This is a genomic window from Planctomicrobium stercoris (genome assembly GCF_051465655.1).
GTDB lineage: Bacteria > Planctomycetota > Planctomycetia > Planctomycetales > Planctomycetaceae > Planctomicrobium.
The window spans coordinates 2,619,404-2,639,857 of record NZ_CP195791.1; the positions used below are offsets into that span (position 1 = coordinate 2,619,404).

General features: G+C 57.1%; 15 protein-coding genes. 5 read left to right on the top strand and 10 right to left on the bottom strand.

Annotated features, from left to right (window positions below; genetic code table 11):
- Positions 1–78: 78 nt before the first annotated feature.
- Complete coding sequence (locus SH661x_RS10845; protein ID WP_437230834.1) at positions 79–816, bottom strand: glycosyltransferase family 2 protein; 738 nt, start codon at positions 814–816, stop codon at positions 79–81.
- A gap of 333 nt (positions 817–1,149) precedes the next feature.
- On the opposite strand from SH661x_RS10845, the gene SH661x_RS10850 reads away from it, so the two are divergent.
- Together SH661x_RS10850 and SH661x_RS10855 are read left to right on the top strand one after the other, a co-directional pair.
- A complete protein-coding gene (locus SH661x_RS10850) occupies positions 1,150–2,976 on the top strand; it encodes a M3 family oligoendopeptidase (RefSeq protein ID WP_437230836.1) in 1,827 nt (608 codons plus the stop codon).
- Positions 2,977–3,062: 86 nt separating this feature from the next.
- Positions 3,063–4,019: a DnaJ C-terminal domain-containing protein gene (locus SH661x_RS10855; RefSeq protein ID WP_437230838.1), complete on the top strand. Its 957-nt coding sequence runs from the start codon at positions 3,063–3,065 to the stop codon at positions 4,017–4,019.
- 140 nt (positions 4,020–4,159) lie between these two features.
- On the opposite strand, the gene SH661x_RS10860 is transcribed toward SH661x_RS10855, so the two are convergent.
- A complete protein-coding gene (locus SH661x_RS10860; protein ID WP_437230840.1) occupies positions 4,160–5,164 on the bottom strand; it encodes an aspartate-semialdehyde dehydrogenase in 1,005 nt (334 codons plus the stop codon).
- Positions 5,165–5,466: 302 nt separating this feature from the next.
- Between SH661x_RS10860 and SH661x_RS10865 the strand changes: the two genes are divergently transcribed.
- Both SH661x_RS10865 and SH661x_RS10870 read left to right on the top strand, forming a co-directional pair.
- On the top strand, positions 5,467–6,510 hold the full coding sequence (locus tag SH661x_RS10865; protein ID WP_437230842.1) for a YheT family hydrolase: 1,044 nt from the start codon (positions 5,467–5,469) through the stop codon (positions 6,508–6,510).
- Between the two features lie 179 nt (positions 6,511–6,689).
- Positions 6,690–7,520 carry an alpha/beta fold hydrolase gene (locus SH661x_RS10870; protein WP_437230844.1) on the top strand — a complete coding sequence of 277 codons (831 nt, stop codon included), beginning with the start codon at positions 6,690–6,692 and terminating at the stop codon, positions 7,518–7,520.
- A gap of 35 nt (positions 7,521–7,555) precedes the next feature.
- On the opposite strand, the gene SH661x_RS10875 is transcribed toward SH661x_RS10870, so the two are convergent.
- Positions 7,556–8,698: a DUF6268 family outer membrane beta-barrel protein gene (locus tag SH661x_RS10875; protein ID WP_437230846.1), complete on the bottom strand. Its 1,143-nt coding sequence runs from the start codon at positions 8,696–8,698 to the stop codon at positions 7,556–7,558.
- A gap of 390 nt (positions 8,699–9,088) precedes the next feature.
- Here SH661x_RS10875 and SH661x_RS10880 point away from each other — a divergent pair, with 390 nt between their 5' ends.
- Entirely contained in the window at positions 9,089–9,721 is a 633-nt protein-coding gene (locus SH661x_RS10880) for an alpha/beta fold hydrolase (RefSeq protein ID WP_437230848.1), read from the top strand.
- A 93-nt stretch (positions 9,722–9,814) separates the two neighbouring features.
- Here SH661x_RS10880 and SH661x_RS10885 read toward each other — a convergent pair whose 3' ends face one another.
- The 7 genes from SH661x_RS10885 to SH661x_RS10915 all read right to left on the bottom strand — a co-directional run bounded on the left by SH661x_RS10885 (position 9,815) and on the right by SH661x_RS10915 (position 20,326).
- Positions 9,815–10,894 (bottom strand): hypothetical protein, encoded by a 1,080-nt coding sequence (locus tag SH661x_RS10885; RefSeq protein WP_437230850.1) that lies wholly within the window; start codon positions 10,892–10,894, stop codon positions 9,815–9,817.
- Positions 10,895–11,412: 518 nt separating this feature from the next.
- On the bottom strand, positions 11,413–12,834 hold the full coding sequence (locus SH661x_RS10890; protein ID WP_437230852.1) for a DUF1501 domain-containing protein: 1,422 nt from the start codon (positions 12,832–12,834) through the stop codon (positions 11,413–11,415).
- Between the two features lie 107 nt (positions 12,835–12,941).
- Positions 12,942–16,160, bottom strand: a complete 3,219-nt coding sequence (locus SH661x_RS10895) for a PSD1 and planctomycete cytochrome C domain-containing protein (RefSeq protein WP_437230854.1) — start codon at positions 16,158–16,160, stop codon at positions 12,942–12,944.
- 134 nt (positions 16,161–16,294) lie between these two features.
- Entirely contained in the window at positions 16,295–16,732 is a 438-nt protein-coding gene (locus SH661x_RS10900) for a carboxypeptidase regulatory-like domain-containing protein (protein WP_437230856.1), read from the bottom strand.
- 272 nt (positions 16,733–17,004) lie between these two features.
- The gene (locus tag SH661x_RS10905; protein ID WP_437230858.1) at positions 17,005–18,039 is read right to left on the bottom strand and encodes a DUF1559 family PulG-like putative transporter; all 1,035 of its coding nucleotides are present in this window, start codon (positions 18,037–18,039) and stop codon (positions 17,005–17,007) included.
- An 87-nt stretch (positions 18,040–18,126) separates the two neighbouring features.
- Positions 18,127–19,782: a FecR domain-containing protein gene (locus tag SH661x_RS10910; RefSeq protein WP_437230860.1), complete on the bottom strand. Its 1,656-nt coding sequence runs from the start codon at positions 19,780–19,782 to the stop codon at positions 18,127–18,129.
- Positions 19,783–19,795: 13 nt separating this feature from the next.
- The gene (locus SH661x_RS10915) at positions 19,796–20,326 is read right to left on the bottom strand and encodes a sigma-70 family RNA polymerase sigma factor (RefSeq protein ID WP_437230862.1); all 531 of its coding nucleotides are present in this window, start codon (positions 20,324–20,326) and stop codon (positions 19,796–19,798) included.
- Between the last annotated feature and the right edge of the window lie 128 nt (positions 20,327–20,454).

Genomic DNA, 20,454 nt, shown 5'->3' on the forward strand with positions numbered 1-20,454 from the left:
GTGTCAAGAATGCACTCGCTCACGCTTGGTGCTCCGACACATCATTCATTGAGCTTTTCAAGAAGTCGAACTGTCGTATTAGTCCCGCCAGCTGCCGCATTCCACATCCTGCACAGCCATCTCGCGCTGGAGCACTTCCCGATAATATCGCAATCGGCGTTCGGAGTCGTCCAGTGCTCCGCCGAAAGAACGGGCCTCGTCCAGATAAATCAGCGGCACTGCGAACTCTTTGATTCGCAGTCGATGACGTACAGCCTGCACCCACAGCTGCAGCGGCATGGCATAGCCCAGTTCCGTGATGTCGAAGACCTTCAATGCATCGACCCGATATGCTTTGAACCCGCAGAAGGAGTCTGTCAGCTTCAGGCCGAAGCACTGGTACAGCTGCCGGGTGATTTCGACGTTCACTTTCCGGCGTTCTTCCGGGGGAATCGAATTGTCGTCGAAGATCTCCAGGTAACGGCTCCCCGAGATGATGTCCCAGGGTTGATCTTCATCGGAGTAGATTTCGGCAGCCAGTTCGGGAATCAATCTGGGCTGATGCTGCCCGTCGCAGTCGATCGTGACCAGAACGTCGTACTTGTTCTCGAGGGCATAATTGAATGCACTGCGAAGCCCGGCACCGTAACCCTGGTTCTTTGGATGCCGGATGACGGCGATTCCCTCGCATTCCTGCAACAGCAGCGGCGTCCGGTCACTGGAACCGTCATCAACGACCAGAATGTCGTTGCTGTACTGCCGGACCTGCTCCAGCACTTCGAGCAGATGTTTCTCTTCGTTGTAAACCGGAAGTGCGGTGAGGACACGAGGTTGCATGCATGTCTCCTGATGCGGAAAGGAAGAGCCGGCGCGAGCGGCCGACCCCTGTCTGTCATTCCGCAATGACTGTTGGGCAGATTCTAGAACAGCCCCGGAGGATCGCCTAGTAGTGAAATCCTGAAAAACTCCTGTCTGAGGAAGCGTAACACCTTTGGCCGAAAGAATTTGCCGAAGCGGAATAATCGACGTAGAAAATTGGGTGGACTTCTGAAAATCCTTCTTCAATTTTGCCGCGGGGCAGGTCGAAATTGAGTTGTTGGCCGAATGGTTCCCCGCCAGCTAAAGTCCATTGCAGGAAACCGACGCAACGTCCTCTGGAAGATCTCTCGCATGACCGCTCCTTCGTCCTCCACCAATGCTTCAAAATACAGCCTGATCTGGGATCTGGACTCCCTGTATCCCCGTCCGGATTCGGTGGAGTTCAAGGGTCTGCTCGACGATTTCAAGAAGGATCTGGAAACGCTGGCGGACCAGTCCGAGCAGCTGCCGGCCCCCAGCCCCTCCACCGCCAAAGCCTGGGGAGACTTTCTCGAGAAGGTTGAAAAGGTCTTCGCATACTCCGGGGATCTGGGAGCGTTTGTCGGTTGTCACACCGCAGCGGACGCGGAAAACAAGGCATATGCTCAGGTCGAAGCCATGCTGGGAGCCACCGGCCCGCAGCGGAATCAGGTCTTCACCAATCTCGAACTGGCGTTGCGGGATATCTCGGACGACCAGTTACAGGAATTCGCAGATGCCGATCCACGGTTGAAGGACATCCGCTTCTTCCTGGAAGACTCCCGTGCGAATGCTCAGTTCCGGCTTCCCAAAGAACTGGAAATGCTGGCTGCAGAACTGGGTGTGGACGGCATTCATGCCTGGGGACGTCTCTATGATCGCATTTCTGGCGAACTCCGCGTGGAGTTGATGGAGAAAGGGGAGATTGTCCGAAAGTCTCCCGGTCAGGTGCGGCTGGACGTGCTTGACCGATCTGTCCGTCAGAACAATTTCTACGCCATCGAAAAAGCCTGGAAGAAGGTTGCGGACACCTGTGCCGATTCCCTGAATCACATCGCAGGGACCCGGCTGGCCCGATACAAGCGATTGGGGACGCAGGACCACCTCGATGCTCCGCTGCGATTCAACCGCATGGAACGCCAGACTCTGGAGACCATGTGGGATGTCATCTCGAAGAGGAAGCAGGTCCTGCTGAAGTTCTTTGAACGGAAGGCTCAACTGCTCGGGATCGAGAAGATGGCCTGGTATGATCAGCTCGCCCCGCTGCCGCAGGCATCGACCTCCGGCGACACTCTCAGCTGGGACGTCGCCTGCGATACCATTATCGATTCGTTTTCGGAGTTCAGCGACGATCTCGGGGAATTCGCCCGGACGGCCCTGCAGGATCGGTGGGTCGAAGCGGAAGACCGCAGCGGGAAGCGTCAGGGAGGTTTCTGCACCGGACTGCCGGTCAGCAAGCAGTCCCGCATCTTCATGACGTTCACCGGCAGTGCCGACAGTATGTCTACGCTGGCCCATGAACTGGGACATGCCTACCACTCGCACGTCCTGCGCAAGCAGCCGTATCTGCTGCAGGACTATCCGATGAATCTGGCGGAAACCGCATCGACGTTCGCAGAAGCGATTCTGGGTGGAAAGCGGCTGACCGCTGCGAAGTCGGCCGGGGAGAAGCTGGGGATCCTCAACAACATGCTCGCCGATTCCATGGCGTTCCTCATGAACATCCATGCCCGGTTCATCTTTGAAAACAGGTTCCACCAGGAACGTCCCGCAGTAGAGCTGACTTCGGACCGACTCACGGAAATCATGCTCGAGGCTCAGAAAGAAGCCTACTGTGATGCCTTCACGGAATGGTCCAGTGTCTTCTGGATTTCGAAGCTGCACTTCTACATCTCCGGCCTTCCCTTCTACAACTTCCCGTACACGTTCGGATATCTGCTCTCGCTGGGTCTGTACTCCACAGCGGGAGACTTCGGCAAAGACTTCCCGGCGAAGTATCGGGAGCTGCTGATTGCCACCGGAAACAGGAATGCGGAAGAGGCTGTGAAATCGACTCTCGGTTTCGATCTGACGCAGCCGGAGTTCTGGAATCGCAGCCTGGATGTCATCGACACCCGGGTCAACGAGTTCCTGGCTGTCAGTGAAGAATTCGTCCGGTAGGGCCAGTGCATCGCACCCCTGCTGCTGCTCTAAAAAGTCCCGGGGGCAAGTCTCCCCATCAGGTCACGAACTGCTAGAATTCCGCCATGGCGAACAAGGACTATTACCAGATACTCGGCGTGGCGCGTGATGCGTCACAGGAACAGATTCGCAAAGCGTTTAAGAAACTCGCGCGCGAAAATCATCCGGATGCAAAGAAGGATGACCCGGCAGCAGCCGAGCGGTTCAAGGAAGCTGCCGAGGCCTACGATGTTCTGGGGGACGAGGAGAAACGCAAGAAGTACGACCAGTTCGGATCGAACTGGAAACACTTCAAGGATGGGCAGAATCCGTTCGGCGGCGGGGGGGGAGGCAATCCCTTCCGCAGCGGCGGTCCTGTCGATATCGACCTGAAGGACATCTTCGGAGGTCAGGGTGCGGTCGATCTGGAACAGCTCTTCGGCGGGATGTTCGGCGGCGGAGGGGGTGCCCGCGGCGGACGTTCACGGAGACCTGCACGTGGAGAAGACCTTTCAACATCCGTGCTGGTTCCGTTCGACACCGCTGCCATCGGCGGAAAGTACGATCTCTCGCTTCAGCGAAACGGCAAGCATGAGGAACTGAGCGTCAAGATTCCGGCGGGGATCGAAGACGGGCAATCGATCCGTCTTGCGGGCCTGGGAGAACCGGGACTGCAGGGAGGACCGGCGGGAGACCTGCTGGTCACCATCCACATTGCTCCGCACCCGTACTTCCGGCGCGAGGGTCGGAATCTGCTGGTGGATGTGCCGGTCACGATCACCGAAGCCGGGCTGGGAGCCAAGATTGATGTTCCCACACTGAGCGACGGAACCGTCACGATGACCCTGCCTCCGGGGACTTCTTCCGGAGCGAAGCTGCGACTGAAGGGGAAAGGACTGGAAAACCCCAAGACGCATGTCAAAGGGGATCAGTTCGTCATCATCAAGATTGTCGTTCCGAAAGACCTCAATGAACGGTCACGGGAACTGCTGGAAGAGTTCGCAAAGCTCAATCCGATGTCACCCCGGGATGCTCTGAGGTAGTTCGTACTGATCATTGCCATTGGGTGAAAAGCTCAGCGAGGAAATCAAATCGAGCCGGCGTTTTCGCATGGAAAACGCCGGCTCGTTTCTTGTCTGAAGTCTGCCGATCCACCTGTCGGTGGATGCTTTCGAAGTTCGTGTTACAGATTCTTCGACAGCAGCTCGGCGATCTGAACTGCGTTGGTCGCAGCCCCTTTTCGCAGGTTGTCACTCACGCACCAGAACGAGAGTCCGTTCGGGTGAGAGATGTCCTTGCGGATGCGGCCGATGAAGACCAGATCCGACCCATCACATTCATTGGGGAGCGGATACTTCCCGTTCTTCAGGTCGTCGACCACCTTCAGGCCGGGGAACGATTCGAACAGCTCACGGGCCTCTTCCGGGGAGACCGGTCGTTCAGTTTCCACGGTGATCGTTTCGCTGTGACAGTTGGCGACGGGCACGCGGATGCAGGTCGGGTTGACCATGATGCTGTCGTCTTCAAGCATCTTGCGGGTCTCGTACACCATCTTCAGTTCTTCGCTGGTGTAGCCGTCCTCTTTTTCGCTTCCGATCTGCGGAATGCAGTTGAAGGCGATCGGATGTTTGAAGGTCGTGTACTGATAATCCTTCCCGGCGAGATAGGCTTTGGTGCCGTCGATGAGGTCGGCGGTCCCCTGCACTCCCGCGCCGCTGGTGGCCTGATACGTACTGACAACCACGCGCTTCACTTTGGCGGCATCGTGCAGCGGCTTGAGTGCCATAACCATCTGTGTGGTCGAGCAGTTCGGGCTGGCGATGATTCCCTTGGCATTGAGGGCTGCGTGCGGATTCACTTCCGGGATGACCAAGGCCACGCCGTCGCGCATCCGCCAGTAACCCGATTCATCAATGACGCGGCAACCGGCATCCACAGCGGCCGGAAGGTACTCGGCAGCGACATCGTCGGGAGTCGACGCGATCACCAGATCCGAACCGGCGAAGCAGTCTTTGGTCAGTTCTTCCACTGTGTACGTCTGACCCTGAAACGTCAGTTCGGTCCCGGCGGAACGGGCCGATGCGATAAAGCGAAACTTTTTCGCTGGGAACTTCCGTTCTTCCAACAACTGACGCATGATCCGTCCGACAGCCCCTGTGGCTCCAATGACGGCGACATTCTGAAACACGGTCGACTCCAAAGTTTGAACAGGACACAGTTTGCGAAAAACGCCTGCTTCCGGCCCCAGGCGGGGACCAGAGCGAATCCAAGATTCTACCGATTGCGCTCCACTTACTGCAATTCCTGACACCCGGACTCCCGCGAGGGTGCACGCGGAATGCTGAATATCGATTTCAAAATCGGTTGGGAAGGACGCCCGGGTTACCGCCCTGCCATTGGTTCGATCCGCGGGAGCTGCACTCTGCCACTCCCGTTCCGGATCCTGTAAAACCAGTCTTCGCCTTCGCTTCGCCCGCAAGTCGCCAGCTTATGGACCAACCCACCATCAATTGCTCCGCCGAATCAGCCGGGGGCGGTGAACTGTTTTCACCGCCGTGGATCTACCGGAACGGTCATGTTCAGACGCTGGCGGGGATGTACCTGTATTCTGATCGCGCACGTGGGAGAGGCTCGGAAGGGGGCATCTCAACGACCGGCCAAGTGCAGCTGCCGGACGGGGATCGGCTCGTCTTCCAGGATGACGCCCCTGCAGGCTGGAGGACCGGGGATCGTAGTGCTCTGCTCCTGCATGGGCTGTGCGGAAGCCATGCCAGCCCTTACATGATTCGCATCGCGAGACGACTGCGCAGCCAGAACGTCCGGACGTTTCGACTGGACTGGCGCGGATGCGGGGCGGGTGCCGGGCTCGCGCGATTCCCCTATCACAGCGGACGCTCCGAGGACGTCGTCGCCATGGTGCGAGAGATCGAGTCCCGTTGTCCGGATTCGCCCGTTTCATTGATCGGGTTTTCGCTCGGCGGGAATGTCGCGCTCAAGCTGCTGGGCGAGAATCGGGAGTCGACTCCGCCGGTGTCCATGATCGATCGGGCCGTGGCGGTCTCCCCTCCGATTGATCTCCGCTTCAGCGTTCTCGCCATGCAGACAGGATGGGCGAAAGTCTATGACCGGTACTTCTGCCGGACGTGTCTGCGCGATGTCGGACTTCGTCGAAAGCAGCGGCCCGATGCCCTGCTCCCTTCCGACTGGAACTCGCGTCGACCGCGCACGCTCTATGAATTTGATGACGCCTATACCGCTCCGGTCTGCGGCTTCTCCTCGGCTGATGACTATTACTCACAATCGAATTCGAAGCAGTTTCTGCACAACATTGGCGTACCGACCCTGATCATCGCTGCCCATGATGATCCGCTGATTCCGTTCAAACAGTTTCGCGATGCGGACTACTCGTCGTCCACACATCTTGTAGCGCCGCGACATGGGGGGCATCTGGGATTCTGTACGTTTCGCGGTCAGCACTGGCTGGACCGGCAGGTGACCGCCTGGGCTGTGGGGCCGGGGAATTCGCAGCGCTGACCGCGTCCCGATTCGGTGATGACTCTTCTTCTCGGACGATGAGGCAGTTGGCCGAGAGTTCTGAAAGTGTCGAGAACTTGACTTCGCACCGCGGAAATTCGTGGTACAAACTCATGTGCTGAGATGTATCGAGACCAGGACAGTGAAAAATTCATCACTCCTCACTAAGGGCCGAACTGATGGCGACGTTCACGACCAAAGACGGGACTGAGATCTACTACAAGGACTGGGGCAGCGGGAAACCTGTCCTGTTCAGCCACGGCTGGCCTTTGTCGAGTGACGCCTGGGAAGACCAGATGTTCTTCCTTGCGGGACATGGTTATCGGGTGATTGCTCACGACCGCCGTGGTCATGGACGATCCGCCCAGCCCTGGGGAGGACAGACGCTCGACACCTTTGCTGACGATGTCGCGGAACTGGTCAACAGGCTCGGTCTGGAGGATGTCACCCTCGTCGGCCATTCCACCGGTGGCGGAGAAGTCGCCCGCTATATCGCCCGTCATGGGACAAGTCGTGTGGCTGCTGCGGTGCTTGTTGGTGCGATTCCCCCACTGATGCTGAAGACTCCGGAGAATCCGAAGGGGCTGCCGATCAAAGTCTTCGATGACCTGCGAGCACAGGTTCATGCTGACCGCTCACAGTTCTTCAAAGATCTGAGCGAGCCGTTTTTCGGTGCGAACCGGCCCGGATCCAAGGTCTCTCAGGGGCTGCGTGACTGGTTCTGGCTGCACGGGATGCAGGCGAGTATGAATGCGGCCTACGATTGCATCAAAGCGTTCTCGGAGACCGATCAGACCGAAGATCTCAAGGCGTTTGATGTCCCGACACTGATCATCCACGGGGATGACGACCAGATCGTTCCGATCGTCGCGGCCGGTGAAGTTTCTTCGAAACTTGTGAAAGACTCAGTCTTCAAGGTCTATCCGGGCGCCCCGCACGGACTGGCATCGACGCACAAGGACCAGCTGAATGCGGATCTGCTCGCGTTTTTGAAGGGTGTTGAGGGTTGAGGGTTGAGTGCTGGCGAGGCCCGATCATTTCAGCGTCAGTACCGGAATCCGACGCGGCCGATGAAGCCGGAGTCGACATTGAAGTTCTGGCCGATCGACTTGTACTCCACCTTGCGGTCAAAGATGTAACCCGCCTCGACGAAGCTCGTCATCCTGCCATGTTCCCAGCGTAGACCACCCATGGCACGCCAGTCTGCCATCTGGACGCGTGTGCTCTTGTCAAAGTAGCCCGGCTTGATTTCGTAGGCTTCCACATGGTACTCGATGCTGCCGTAAAGCCATGTCGGAACGCCCAGCGGGGTTCCCAGGAAGGCACTGATTTTCGGTTTGGGGAAGACCAGCTGGAATTCCCAGATGTCGTTGGGATTCCAGATGATCCCCGCGTAAGGGAGAATGATGTTGTCGACGCGGTCCCAGTACAAGGCTCCCAGGGCGAGCGTAAACTTCGGCGTCCACTGCCAGAATGCGACGACGTGACCGTCGAGCAGGAACGCATCTGTATTGATCGAGCTGTTGAAGTCGGTGGCCAGAGACGGATCGAAGCCGAGCTCCAGCGTCCAGTTGTTCACGGTCGGCGTGCGGAGCAAGAGATCGAGACCCAGCCGATAGACTCCGCCGGGCATATCTGATGCCGGATCGCTTGGTCCCTGCAGCGAGCGATAGCCAAGCTGCGGGCCGAACCCGAAGGTCCAGTTCCCCATGATCGGTTTGAAGTGCATCATCTGTGCATCCACACCGAAGACGTCAAAGTTTCCGACATTCGGACTGGATGTTCCCGACGAGGGGATGAAGGTGTTTTCGATTCTGGTCCGCCAGCCATACTGTTGCGGCTGCGGTCCATTGATTCCCTGTGTGTAATAGTTCCCCTGCATGCCGGGCGCCATGTACGGCTGCACCATGCCGCCCCCCGCAAACGGGTCCTGCAGCGGGGCGGGATAACCCGGAGTGACCGGATTTCCAAACTGGTCGGTTCCGCCGTACGGAGCGGCATAGCCACCCTGGTAGTACGTTGTCACCTCCTGAGGCGATCCGACGAGTGCTCCTGAACTTGCAGGGCTTTGTGCACGGACAACCCAGGCGGATTGATCCGTCAGTGCCTGCTCGAACGGGGATCCATTGTCCAGGCCAGCGGAACTTGGCAAGCTCGCAGCCAGCAGGATCAGGAAGGAAGTGTTCACAGGGACAACCTTAAATTTCGGAAGGAGTACTTCGACGGGATGATCGACACGCCGCATCGGGCGCGAGGGATTTTCAAGAATTCCGAGTTTTCGTCAAGATGGACTCAAGTCGTCAGCCTGAAATGCCGACGCAACCGGCCGGTTCTCGCCGCAGTTGGTTTTGTAAGTGTCGATTGTTGCCGGGATTATGGTGAGCATGAGAATTTTGATTTTGATCGCTGAACCTCTCTGAAATGAGGCCATTCGTACCGGATTTCAGCGGCGTGACACGGGATTTTTCTTCCGCTGGACCTGAATCAGCAGTGCTTTCCGCCCGATCGGTTCACCAGAACCCTTGAACTTCCCCGTCAGTCTGTAGCGAAAAGGGGAGCCCGACACTAGAACGTGTGCATGACCACTCCGCAGCTTCACATTGATGGCCCCAAGAAAGCAAAAACCTGTCTGGTGCTGGCGCACGGGGCGGGCGAAAGCTCCAGCTCAAAATTCCTGAGCGGCTTTGCCGAGCACTTTGCGGAGCAGCGTCACCGCGTGGTCCGGTTCGACTTTCCTTACATGGCGGCCCGTTCGATCGATGGTCGGCGACGGCCCCCGGATAAGGAGTCGGTCCTGCGGGAAACGTGGAAGGCTGTGGTCGAGAGTCTTCCCTATGACCGGCTGATCATTGGCGGAAAGTCGATGGGGGGCCGGATTGCCACGCTGGTTGCTGATGAACTGCAGGTGGCGGGCGTTGTCTGCCTGGGATATCCGTTTCATCCCGCAGGTCGCCCGGAGCAATTGCGAGTCGAGCACCTGGAAACCATCCAGACTCCCACGTTGATCGTGCAGGGAGAGATCGACCCGTTCGGATCACGGGAAGAAGTCGAAAGCTTTCAGCTCTCCGACAAAGTTCAGGTTCACTGGGTTCCTGAAGGGGATCACAGCTACAACGTCAAGCGTGGCAGTGATCGCTCACTCGAGCAGAATCTGAAGAACGCGACCCGGTCGGTCGAGCAGTTCCTCTTTGAGATCTGGTCTGCATCGTGAGAGACGATTGCAACCCAAAAACGGTTTAGCCACACATTTTGAAGTGTGTGGCTAAACGCAGTCATCTCATCATTGCGTACGGCTGACCCGAAATTACCAGGTCAACCCGGTTCCGACCGCCAGACCGAAGAGTCCCATGTCCATGGCTCCGCTGCGTGCGACTGCACCCACGGTGGTCAGAGGAATTCCGGGAGTCGTGGCGATGGCTTCCTGGCTGGAGTCCATGTTCCAGTACTGGTATTCCAGGGCGATGCGGAAGAAGAAGTCGGAGTTCAGGCAGGTGATCCGGCGTTGCCACTGGGTCCCCAGCTGAACTTCGGCGATGTAGAGCATTGCATCGTTGTTCTGGTAGCTGTCGAAGTCGGCGACGGTCGATCCCAGCACCAGTGCCGAAGCGGCAGCGGAAGACAGGGCGCGTCCTGATTCTTCACCCCACAGCCACGAAAACCGGGTTCCCCCGAACAGGCTCCAGCCGGAGTTTCCGAGTTTCTTCGTGCTTTGCAGCGAGAATGTCAGACCAGTTCCGTCAAACGCGGACTGTCCGAATGCAGTTGCGTTCGATCCGCTCAGCAGAGCACCTTGAGCCAGGTTGACCTGATTGGACTGATCCCAGTTCGCGTAACGACCCCCGAAGGTGAACTTCCCGTCGACGTCGATTGCGTCGAGATGGAAGACACGTCCCCCTTCAAAGTCAAAGGTGGTTGCACCCAGTGTTGAAGATGCCTGACCTGCGAAAGTCGGTCCGAACAGAGAAGCGGTCGAGTCGGCGGTCAGGTCCCAGTATTGCAGTTGTGCGAAGTAGGGGGAATCGCCAATTCCGGCGCCCAGCCAGATTCGAGGAGCGCCGTAGAAGTCGTCGGTGTTGTTGGCGTTCATCGTCGTGCCGCCGAGCACTTCCGCGGTGGATGTTCCTCCGTTCTGGAACGGTCGCAGGTAAGTTGCTTCAACTCCCATGAACAGATTCAGACCCCCGCCAGTGACGAGCGATGCCCCTGGGTTGGTGCTGCAGTGTTCTTCGTGGAACGACTCATGAGAGATCGGCTGCACGAGCGGGTTTTCGATGTCCGCGAACACAGCATCAGCATTGACAGTTTCTTCCGAGGCCATGAGGGGCGATGAGAAAACCAAACTCAAGACTCCTGCAGTCCAGAACTTTCCATGTCGTCGTGACATACACTTCTCTCCTGATTCGAGCGCTGAATTGCTGCCTGATGGCGCAGGCCATGATTTTGAGCTTTCCACAATTTGCCTTGGCTGATCACATGCAGTGACCGGCAGTATTTGCGGTCAGTCCTGCAAGGGATCGATGAGCAAGACATCCAGCTCGTCGCCAAAATTTGCTATCGAAAGAGAACAACATCTCTCTGCATCCAATCACTTCTGTCGTGAAACTGAACAGTCGAGGGATGTCAGTCCTGCGGGTATGCGAAGTTGTGACGCCTGTGCAGCCGTGAATCGCTGCAAAATGCGAGATTTCCCTGTAGAAGTGCAGGAGGAAACACCCACAGAATGTGCAGTGAAATTTTGAGAAATTCAGATTTCACTGAATCTGAGTGGAGAATCGCAGTCAGCGACTGGATTGTATAGAAGGCGTTTGGGGGGCGTGTAATCAGTGTGCGTCCTCAATCGCATACTCAACAGCAGGATGCTGGCTCGCCATTGGAATCTTTCGTGATGCCAGTTTACTGTCGTCAGCCTGTGACAAGCCGTTTCAGAAAGGCTCCTTCATTCACCGTCGGGCGTTCAGGTCGACCCTTGTAGTGATAGGTGAGGTCCATGTTGTCGAGTCCGAGAAGGTGCAGGATGCTGGCATGCAGATCATGCACGTGCATCCGCTCTTCGACCGCGCGCAGGCCGAGCTCATCGGTCGTCCCGATCGTCTGACCCCCTTTGACTCCGCCGCCGGCCATCCACATTGTGAAACCGGTCGGATTGTGGTCACGTCCATTCCCCTGCTCCGACATCGGGGTACGACCGAACTCGCCTCCCCAGATGACGAGTGTCTGATCGAGCAGACCTCGTTGCTTCAGATCCTTGAGCAGTCCCGCAACAGGCTGATCCATCGCCTTGCAAAGTTCCGTGTGATTGGATTCGATGTTGTTATGTGCATCCCAGCGGCTCCCTGCTCCATGGTAGAGCTGGATGAAGCGAACACCCCGTTCCACAAGTCTGCGAGCCAGCAGGCACAATCGCCCGTACGAAGCGGTTTCTGCCTGATTCATGCCGTAGAGCTCTTTTGTGGCTTCCGTTTCCTGGGCAAGATCAATCGCTTCCGGGGCTGCAGCCTGCATCTGAAAAGCAAGCTCGTAGCTGCGGATGCGGGCTTCCAGTTCGGTCTGCTGCGGGTACGTTGATGCAAACGATTCGTTGATCGATTCGAGAAGCTGCAGCTTCCCCTGCTGGACCGCAGGCGTGATTCCTTCGGGGGTATAAAGATTGGGGATGGGCTGATCACCTTCGGAGAGGCGAACCCCCTGATAGTTGGCGGGCATGAAACCGGCGCTCCAGTTGCGGGGGCCGTTCACCACGGAGTTTCGATTGTCCTGCATGACAATAAACGCGGGCAGGTTCTGATTCTCGCTTCCGAGTCCGTACGTAACCCAGCTTCCCAGCGACGGTCGACCACCGAGCATGGAGCAGGTATTCATCTGGCAGACGCCCGCGGAATGGCTGTTACCATCTGTCCAGCACGAGCGAATGACAGCCAGATCATCAACGCACTGAGCTGTCTGTGGAAGCCAGTCGGAGACCCACATTCCGCTCTCGCCATACTGCCGCCATTTCCGCTTCGATTCCAGCAGCGGGGCATGGAATTCCCCCATCGCGGTCAACACGGTGCCGAAGCTCTCAGGCAGATGCTGCCCGGCCAGACGGTTCAGTTCGGGCTTTGGGTCGAACGTGTCGAGATGGCTGGGACCACCTTCCATGAACAGGAAGATGACGCTTTTTGCGGTCGCTGGGAATTTCGGAAGCGGTCCAGTTGCCTGTTGAGCCGTCCCCGCCATTCCGAGTGAATCGGCAAGGAGTCCAGACAGGGCAACCGACCCGAACCCGGCCCCCAGTTGATGCAGAAATTCACGTCGTGAGGTGGGAAATGAAAGATGAGTCTTCATGTTGCAATGGCTTTCAATTCACCCGGGGATCCCCGGCATCTCTGCCGTGGCGGGCATGTCCTGAAGAGGATTGCGGGGCGGGAGTCTGAGGACGGTGCAGTAGTGCATCAGTCGACATAGAGGAATTCACTCGAGTTCAGTAACACGTGGCACAGGTCCACAAATGCCGCGTCGGCGGGGGTGGCCTGATCGTGCGGACTTCCTGTTTGAAGGGCGATCCCCTCCGGGAGACTGTTCTGCAGCAGACCGGGGTTCGGTTCGAATCGCCAGTAACCGATCGTGGACGGAGTTGTCCCTTCTGAGGCGATCAGAAGTTCATCCTTTTCAAGTGCCTCGTTGGAGAGTCGAATGTCGTCGATCAGCCCATCGAATCTCCAGGTTCGCAGCGACTGCGATCCGAACGTGAGCGGGACGTCATTCTGTGCGAGCGATGTGAGGGTGAGAGGGACCGTCACAGAAGTGAGCGGTTCATCGTCGTTGGAAAGATCCTTGAGGAAGAACGTCACCGTGCCCGGAGATTCGCGGGTCGCCAAATGGATGCTGGCAGCGGCGAAGTACGGCTTGTTCAATTCCAGATCATGATCCGAAAACAGCACGACTTCTTTGACCTTGCCGTCCCCTTCCTTGCCGAAGAGCTGCAGCACCAGCGTCTGCGGCTTTCTGCGGGACGCCTTGCCGGTAATTCCGATCAGCCAGCCTGAGTTGGGTTGCTGCGGAGATGTCTTCGCAGCCAGAGTCCGGACTTCCCCTGACTGGTAAATCGATCGCAATTGAAAATGAATCTCGACTGTGAAATCCTGAAGATTCAGGCGTTCGTTCGAGGGGACCATCAGCTGTTCGTATCCCTGCTGGTCCTGGAACAGCACCGCCTGCCCTTCCCGGTAAGGGACTTTTCCGGTCGGCACTGTGACGGACGTCGTTGTTTCGGAAAGTTGATTGACCCGCTGTGATTCCTGGTCCTTCAGAAACTCCTGGGCCAGTTTCATTTCTTCCAGCGACGGTCGTCGCCCGAACATGAGCCACCACAGGCGCTCGATCTTTTCGTACGGCTCATTACTCGTGGGAGAATCGGCTGAGCTGGCACGCCGCGCCAGGTGGCCAGCGTGGCCGAGCATCGACTGGCTGTTGATCAACAGGAGAGATTGAATCGGTGACGTTGTTGTGTCCCGGTTCGAGTTGCTGGACATGAAAAACGGCAGATCGAACGCTTCCAGCAGCGGTTCACGGCTGTTGCGAAGCACACGGGTGTAGATCGATCGAACCGGTCGATCATTCGCCTGGCTGGGACCGCCGGATGACTTTTTCAATTGACCCGTCACAGCCAGCAGGGAGTCGCGAATCTGTTCGGCCGAAAGCCTGCGAACGTCCCCCCGCCAGTACCAGCGGTTCGTCGGATCGAGCTGTTGGTAGTCCGCGAGCAATGGATGATCGGCCCGCTGCCGGTAAGTCGCCGACGTGACAATCATCCGGTGCAGACCTTTCAGTTTCCATCTCCCTTCCAGGAATCGGCTGGTGAGCCAGTCGAGGAGCTCAGGATGGCTGGGAGGATCGCCGAGCCTGCCGAAGTCGCTGCTGTTGGGGGCCAGTCCCCTTCCAAAGTGATACTGCCAGACGCGATTGACAATGACTCGCGTCGAAAGTGGATTCCTGGGATCGGTGAGCCACAGGCTGAGTGCGGACCGACGGCCTGTCGTTTCAGAAAGACCTGCTGGCGGTGTCACGTTTGCCGGCTCGGGATCGAGGATGGTGGGGAATCCCGGGAGGACCTCCAGATTCCGTTTGGGAATGATGGTCGGTGGAGCGATCGGTCCGACATCCCTGATCGTCATGGCGCGCGGCAGCGGAGCCGGCTTCAGAGAATCAAACTCGGCGAGTTCCCGTCGCAGCGCCAGCACCTGCTCCTTCTCTTCCGCGGTCAGGTGACTGTCGACCCGGTCCTGCTCGTATTTTACAAGCCGCATGACGAACTGCATGAATTGCTTTTCCTGCGGCGTTCGTTCCTCTGAAGGCTTGCGGATGATTTCCTGGATGTCATCGGGATAACGCTTTGTCGTGGAGAGAAAGGTCCGCTCCATCGCCTTCGCGAGTGCCGAATCCAGCCGGTCACGGACGGACTTCGTCTTCTCCTGATAGACCTCCAGCTGTGCCCGATACTGAAGCTGTTGTTCTGAAGTCGCAGCCGGAATGTCATCGTGGGGGAGAATTGGTTCGAAGAAGGCCCGCAGCCGGAAGTAGTCCTTCTGCAGAATCGGATCGAACTTATGGTCATGACAACGGGCGCACTGGAATCCGAGTCCCAGAAAGACGTCCCCGGTCACGTCGGTCACTTCATTCAGGATGTTGTCGCACTGCACTCTGACGTCGGGGACGTTGTACTCAAACATGCCGTGACGCAGGAAGCCGGTGGCGATCAGCGCATCGGGATCGTTGGGGAAGAGTTCATCCCCCGCAAGCTGTTCCTGCACAAACCGGTCATACGGCTTGTCCTGATTCAATGAGCGGATGACATAGTCGCGGTATCGCCATGCTTCAGGGCGAAAGATGTCGGCGCGATACCCATCAGACTCTGCGAACCGGACCAGATCGAGCCAGTGCTGTGCCCACCGCTCGCCGTATTCCGCCCGGGCGAGAAGATCGTCGACCAGTTTTTCGTACGCGGAGGGATCGGTATCGCTCTCGAATGCCCGGATTTCATCGGGAGTCGGGGGGAGTCCAATGAGATCATAGTAGAGGCGGCGAATGAGTGTCGCTTTTTCCGCTTCAGGAGCCGGTGTGAGCCGCTGTCGTTCACGCGATGCAGCGATGAACTGGTCAATCGGATTGCGGCACCATTCAGGTTGTTGCGGCAATGGAGGGAGCGGATCACTCACCGGCTGAAAGGCCCACCAGTTGCGATCCTCCGGTGTGAACTCCCCTTCTTTGACTCGTTTCGCCACCTGACCATCGTCTCCCGGCCAGGGAGCCCCCATCTCAATCCATCGGGAGAGAATAGCGATCTGCTCATCCTTGAGTTTGCCCGAGGGAGGCATCTCGAAAGACTCGTAGCGGATCGCTTGCATCAAGAGACTTTCGCCCGGTTTGCCCGGTTCGATCGCAGGGCCGGATTCCCCGCCAAGCAGAAGCTGCCCGCGGGAATCGACTCGCAGATCCCCTTTCGCGGTCTTGCCGGAGTGGCATTTGTAACAGTGTTCGGCCAGAAGCGGACGAACCTGCTTCTCGAAGAACTGCAGCTGGTCTGCCGAGGGGGAATCATTGGCAATGACGCCGTTCCCAAGGCCCAATCCTGTGAACATGCAGACGAGAAGAAGGAATCGGACGAAAGTCATTCGAATGGTCTCATGATCCTTGTTCTGAAGCTTCCAACTGAACAAGAAAGGGAGCTTCCACGGTAACGGTCTCGAACAGGCATGGACTGCCATTCGAGTCGCTCAATATTTCTGCGACGAAGCACGCGAGATGCTCATTTCGAGACGAGATCGAAATTGATCTCGTTCTTCGAATTCTTCACCAGCGCGGTCAATTCAGAGTCTGTGTGGTATTTGGCTGGGAGAATCTCTGCGCGAGCGGGCTCGACGACTTTATCCGTCGTGAGATCGACAACACCACTGGTCGCACTGGTAATCTTCACCTGATGATCGCCGATCACAGCTCCTGCTTTGCCTGCTGAATACATCAACTGATAATGACCGTTCGAATCCGTTTCTCCAGTCGAACTACGACCACCAGATGCAGGAATGAAAAGCAACTGTGCATCAGCAAGAGGCTGGCCGTCCAACTTCACAATTCCATAAACTTTCCCCAGCGCCGGACCACTTTGCCTGCAAGCCGGGAGCAGGCAGAGAGTGGCGGTCAGCAACACGGACAACTTGAGAAACCTGCTCATCTTAGCGCCAAACATTTCTGTTTGCTCCAGGGATTGTGCCAACACCATTTTCGACTCGAAATGATCAACCATATCTAAACACTGTCGATATCAATTTGCCGTGACATAAAAAAGACAAAGATTTCAGACACAGAACCAAAGTTGATGGCCTGTTGAATACGCTGCCAGCGGCGATTTTCGGAGATTGATTCACCGCTGGCGCACGAGCCGCCAGCCGCGACTCGTATTCAGCGTACAGGCAACAGGCAGCAGTCGGATGGATAGCTTTTTTCCTGACCGCTGTCCTCCTAAAATTCTCCAATCGGTGCACCGTCCCGAATCGCGACGAGTCGTTCAGCGACGCTATCAGTAGCGGGTGCAGTGTCGTATCGGTTTTCGATATTTTCACTTACAAATCGGACGCTTCCGTCTCCCAGGAGGAAATGAGCTCCTCCGGTATGCAGACTGCTGTAAGAAGCATTTTTTGAGACGTCGGATATCCGCGCCGGGTTGATCCCATGTTGCATGTGCCCCGCGATCGAAACGAGCCCCTGAATATATTGAACGCTGGGACAGTTTCGACAGGCTGGCCCCGTTCCATCAATATCCCGGACAGCGAACAGAACTGCGGCCAGCATGACGTTTCCAGAAATACTATACGCCCGCTCCCCGGTAAGGATTGTGTTGCTGGTTCCATCCGTGATGTCTCTCAGTCTCGTGCCAGCGTCGTTGCGAAAAACCCCAAGTGCCCCGGTTGTGCCGTCATTATCATTTGTCGGACGGTTAATACGGATCAGGTTTGTGTTATTGGATGCGATATAGTTAGTAATTGAGAGAGGTAAGGATTCTTCCCTCGCTCCGCCTGGAGAAAGCAGGTCAATGGTGTAACCCCGCCCATCCGAACCGTCGTCCAATGTTGCCGGATGCAATGCGGGGCCGGCATCTGATGGGCAGCGAAAGATCGAATATTTTGCCTGGAACGCGGCCTTACCGACAATCCCAAACGCCTGGCTGGCGGTGTTGGAACCAACATTCATCCTGTTGTACAGGGCGGCTTGTTCCACATAAGGAAGAATCATCGCCGACCATGCCCAATGGCCTTCATTGTCTTTCACATTGGGATCGCGGATATACGCGGCAGGAAAACAGCCATAAACGTCCACATAATTGTGCATCGCCAATCCAATCTGCTTCAGATTGTTCTTGCACTGGCTCCTGCGAGCCGCTTCGCGCGCCTGTTGAACCGCCGGAAGCAGTAATGCGATCAGAACCGCAATGATCGCGATGACCACCAGGAGTTCGATTAATGTGAAGCCTGCTTTCGCGGTGTTTGACTGTCTCATGCGGGATCCCCTCAGATCATTCAAGAAAAGAAATGAACACATTGTTTGACATGACATCAGATTCGATGGCGAAGGCAGCCCCTCAGCTCACTCAGGCAGGCCGCCAATGAACACCGGGTCGACCACGATATGGTCTTCGTCCTCGGCATCTTCAATAAACAGCCCGCTGACGGACGCTCCCTCCGGGTAACCCAGGTCTGAGAAGTCAATCCCCACAGCCAGTGCATAAAACGGAAGCGACAACGGATTGACCCGGGAAACGTTCACTCTTGCAAAGTCTTCGACCGAACGGATGGGAGTCTCGAACACGATGGAGTTCAGCGGGGCCACCTTCTTCGCATTCGTGGTATTCAGGGCGATGTCAAAGCGTTCGATCAGGTGAGTTTTCAGTCCGGGTTGATCTTCGGTCGGACTGACATAGAACCGGTCGCCTCCCGCTGGATATGCTGCCGACTGCACTTCAAACAGAACCGCGTCCGGTCCCGGTCCATTCACGACAGGCTGGCGAAACTGAATGGCCATTCCGTGTCGATTGCGGAACTCCGAAAAGGATTCCATCGGAACATACGGCCCCGGTGCCCGGCTGAAGTTCATCACTCCTGAAGTGAGCGCGACGTCGTCGGTCAGGAGCGAAAGGATGTTTTCAGGGATCGGTCCCAGGCAGGCAGCATTGGAAGCATGCCGATCCGATGAAAAATGGGTGACATCGATTCCAGTCAGTTCCTCGACCTGATACTTCCGGATCTGGCCTCCTCGCTGAACGGTCACACTGACCAGATCGTGGACCCCCTCTCCGGGAACGGGTTCCGTTGCTTCGTAGGAGATGACCCGGTCTGGAAACTGATCATGGTATTGTCGGCGATCAAACGGGATCGGCTGCGGATCGGGTGAGGCACTGACCAGACGGACAGCTTCCCCCTCCAGCAGCATGGATCGAATCCCCTGACTTTCCGGAGGGTGAACTTCGATCGCCCCTTCGACGACTTGCACGTCGGAAACGCCCGACTCGCTGGCGACCACGGAAAACCGCGTTCCAAGGTCAACGATCCGGCTCTGAGGGGTAATTACCTCGAAGCCTTTGGCTTGTTCCGGCGCATGAACCGAGCAGTTTCCAACCTTCATTTCCATCCGCGTCGCGGACTGCACGGTGAAGACCGATGGAGACTTCAGAGTGACGGTGGCTCCGTTCTGAAACGTCAGTTCCATCAGTCCTTTGAGCAGGTAATACTCGTGATTGATCTTCAGCGGGGCCCCGACAGAGGGGACATACTCGAGGAGCAGTTCGGCATCGGCAGCCTGCGTTAAAGTGACCAGCGGGGCTGGCGCTTCAGACGGACTGACGGTCGCTGCAGTCTCTTCTGCAGGAATGACGGTCGGCCCGGCGAGTTGTCCAGGGGCTGGCTCGGGAGCATCCCTGCCAGCGCGGTTCAGGGTGAAAGCAAGCAGTGCTGCACCGGCGATGCCGCAGAGTCCGACAAGTCCCCAGGTCCATGCCCGTCGTCGGCGAGGCTGCGCCGGTTTTTGAATTTCGGGCAGGCAGCAGGCTGCGGAATAAAGCTCATCACCAACCTGCTCTTCCAGATCCATCATTCCAAGGTGGATGTCAACATAGGAGAAATACTCCCGTCGCGCCTCCTCGCTTTCACGAAGGATTTCCTGCAGACGGGCACGCTGCTCGCTGGACAGTGAGTCGTGGAAAAGCAGATCCAGCAGGCTGTGCAGCTCGGACTGAAGAAATGCCATGGGAATCATCTCCTCACTCGGCGGCCAGCTTCTGGCGGACGCAGGTTTGCAATTGACGGCGAATCCGTCCCAGACTGTTGTAAAGCGTCTGCGGAGCCGAATTGACGGACTCCGCGAATTCCTTCAGCGTGAGGTTTTTTCCGTAGGCGACCCGCACCAGTTCGCGGTCTCGACGAGAGAGTTTTTTCAGGCACGTCGAGAGCAGTCCGAGGATCTCCGTCGACTGGTCGAGCTGATTCACTCTGGCATCGGAAATGACACTCAGAAGGTCGGAGTCGAACAGCAGGTGTTTGCGGTCTCCGGTACGCAGGAAATAACGCACTTCGTTGAACGCGATCCCGCAGGCCCAAGGGAGGAACGGGCGTCCCGGATCGAACTCCGAAAACTTCTCCCACAGCACCAGACTGCACCGCTGGAACACGTCTTCCGCATCAGCGTAGTTGGGGATGAGAGAAAAGATGTACCGGAACAATTTGTTCCGGTCGCGGGCAAATTCGCTGAGGAATTCTTTGTACCGTTCGGGGGCTGGTTGTTGCAGCGGCATAGCGCTTTCCGCAATGAACACTCGTTCGCCGAGCAAACTTCGGCCATGACATATATCGATGCGTTGACGGGTTTTTTACCTGACGCAGTGCTGCATTATTTTCGCAGTTGCTTCATAACTTCTGACAA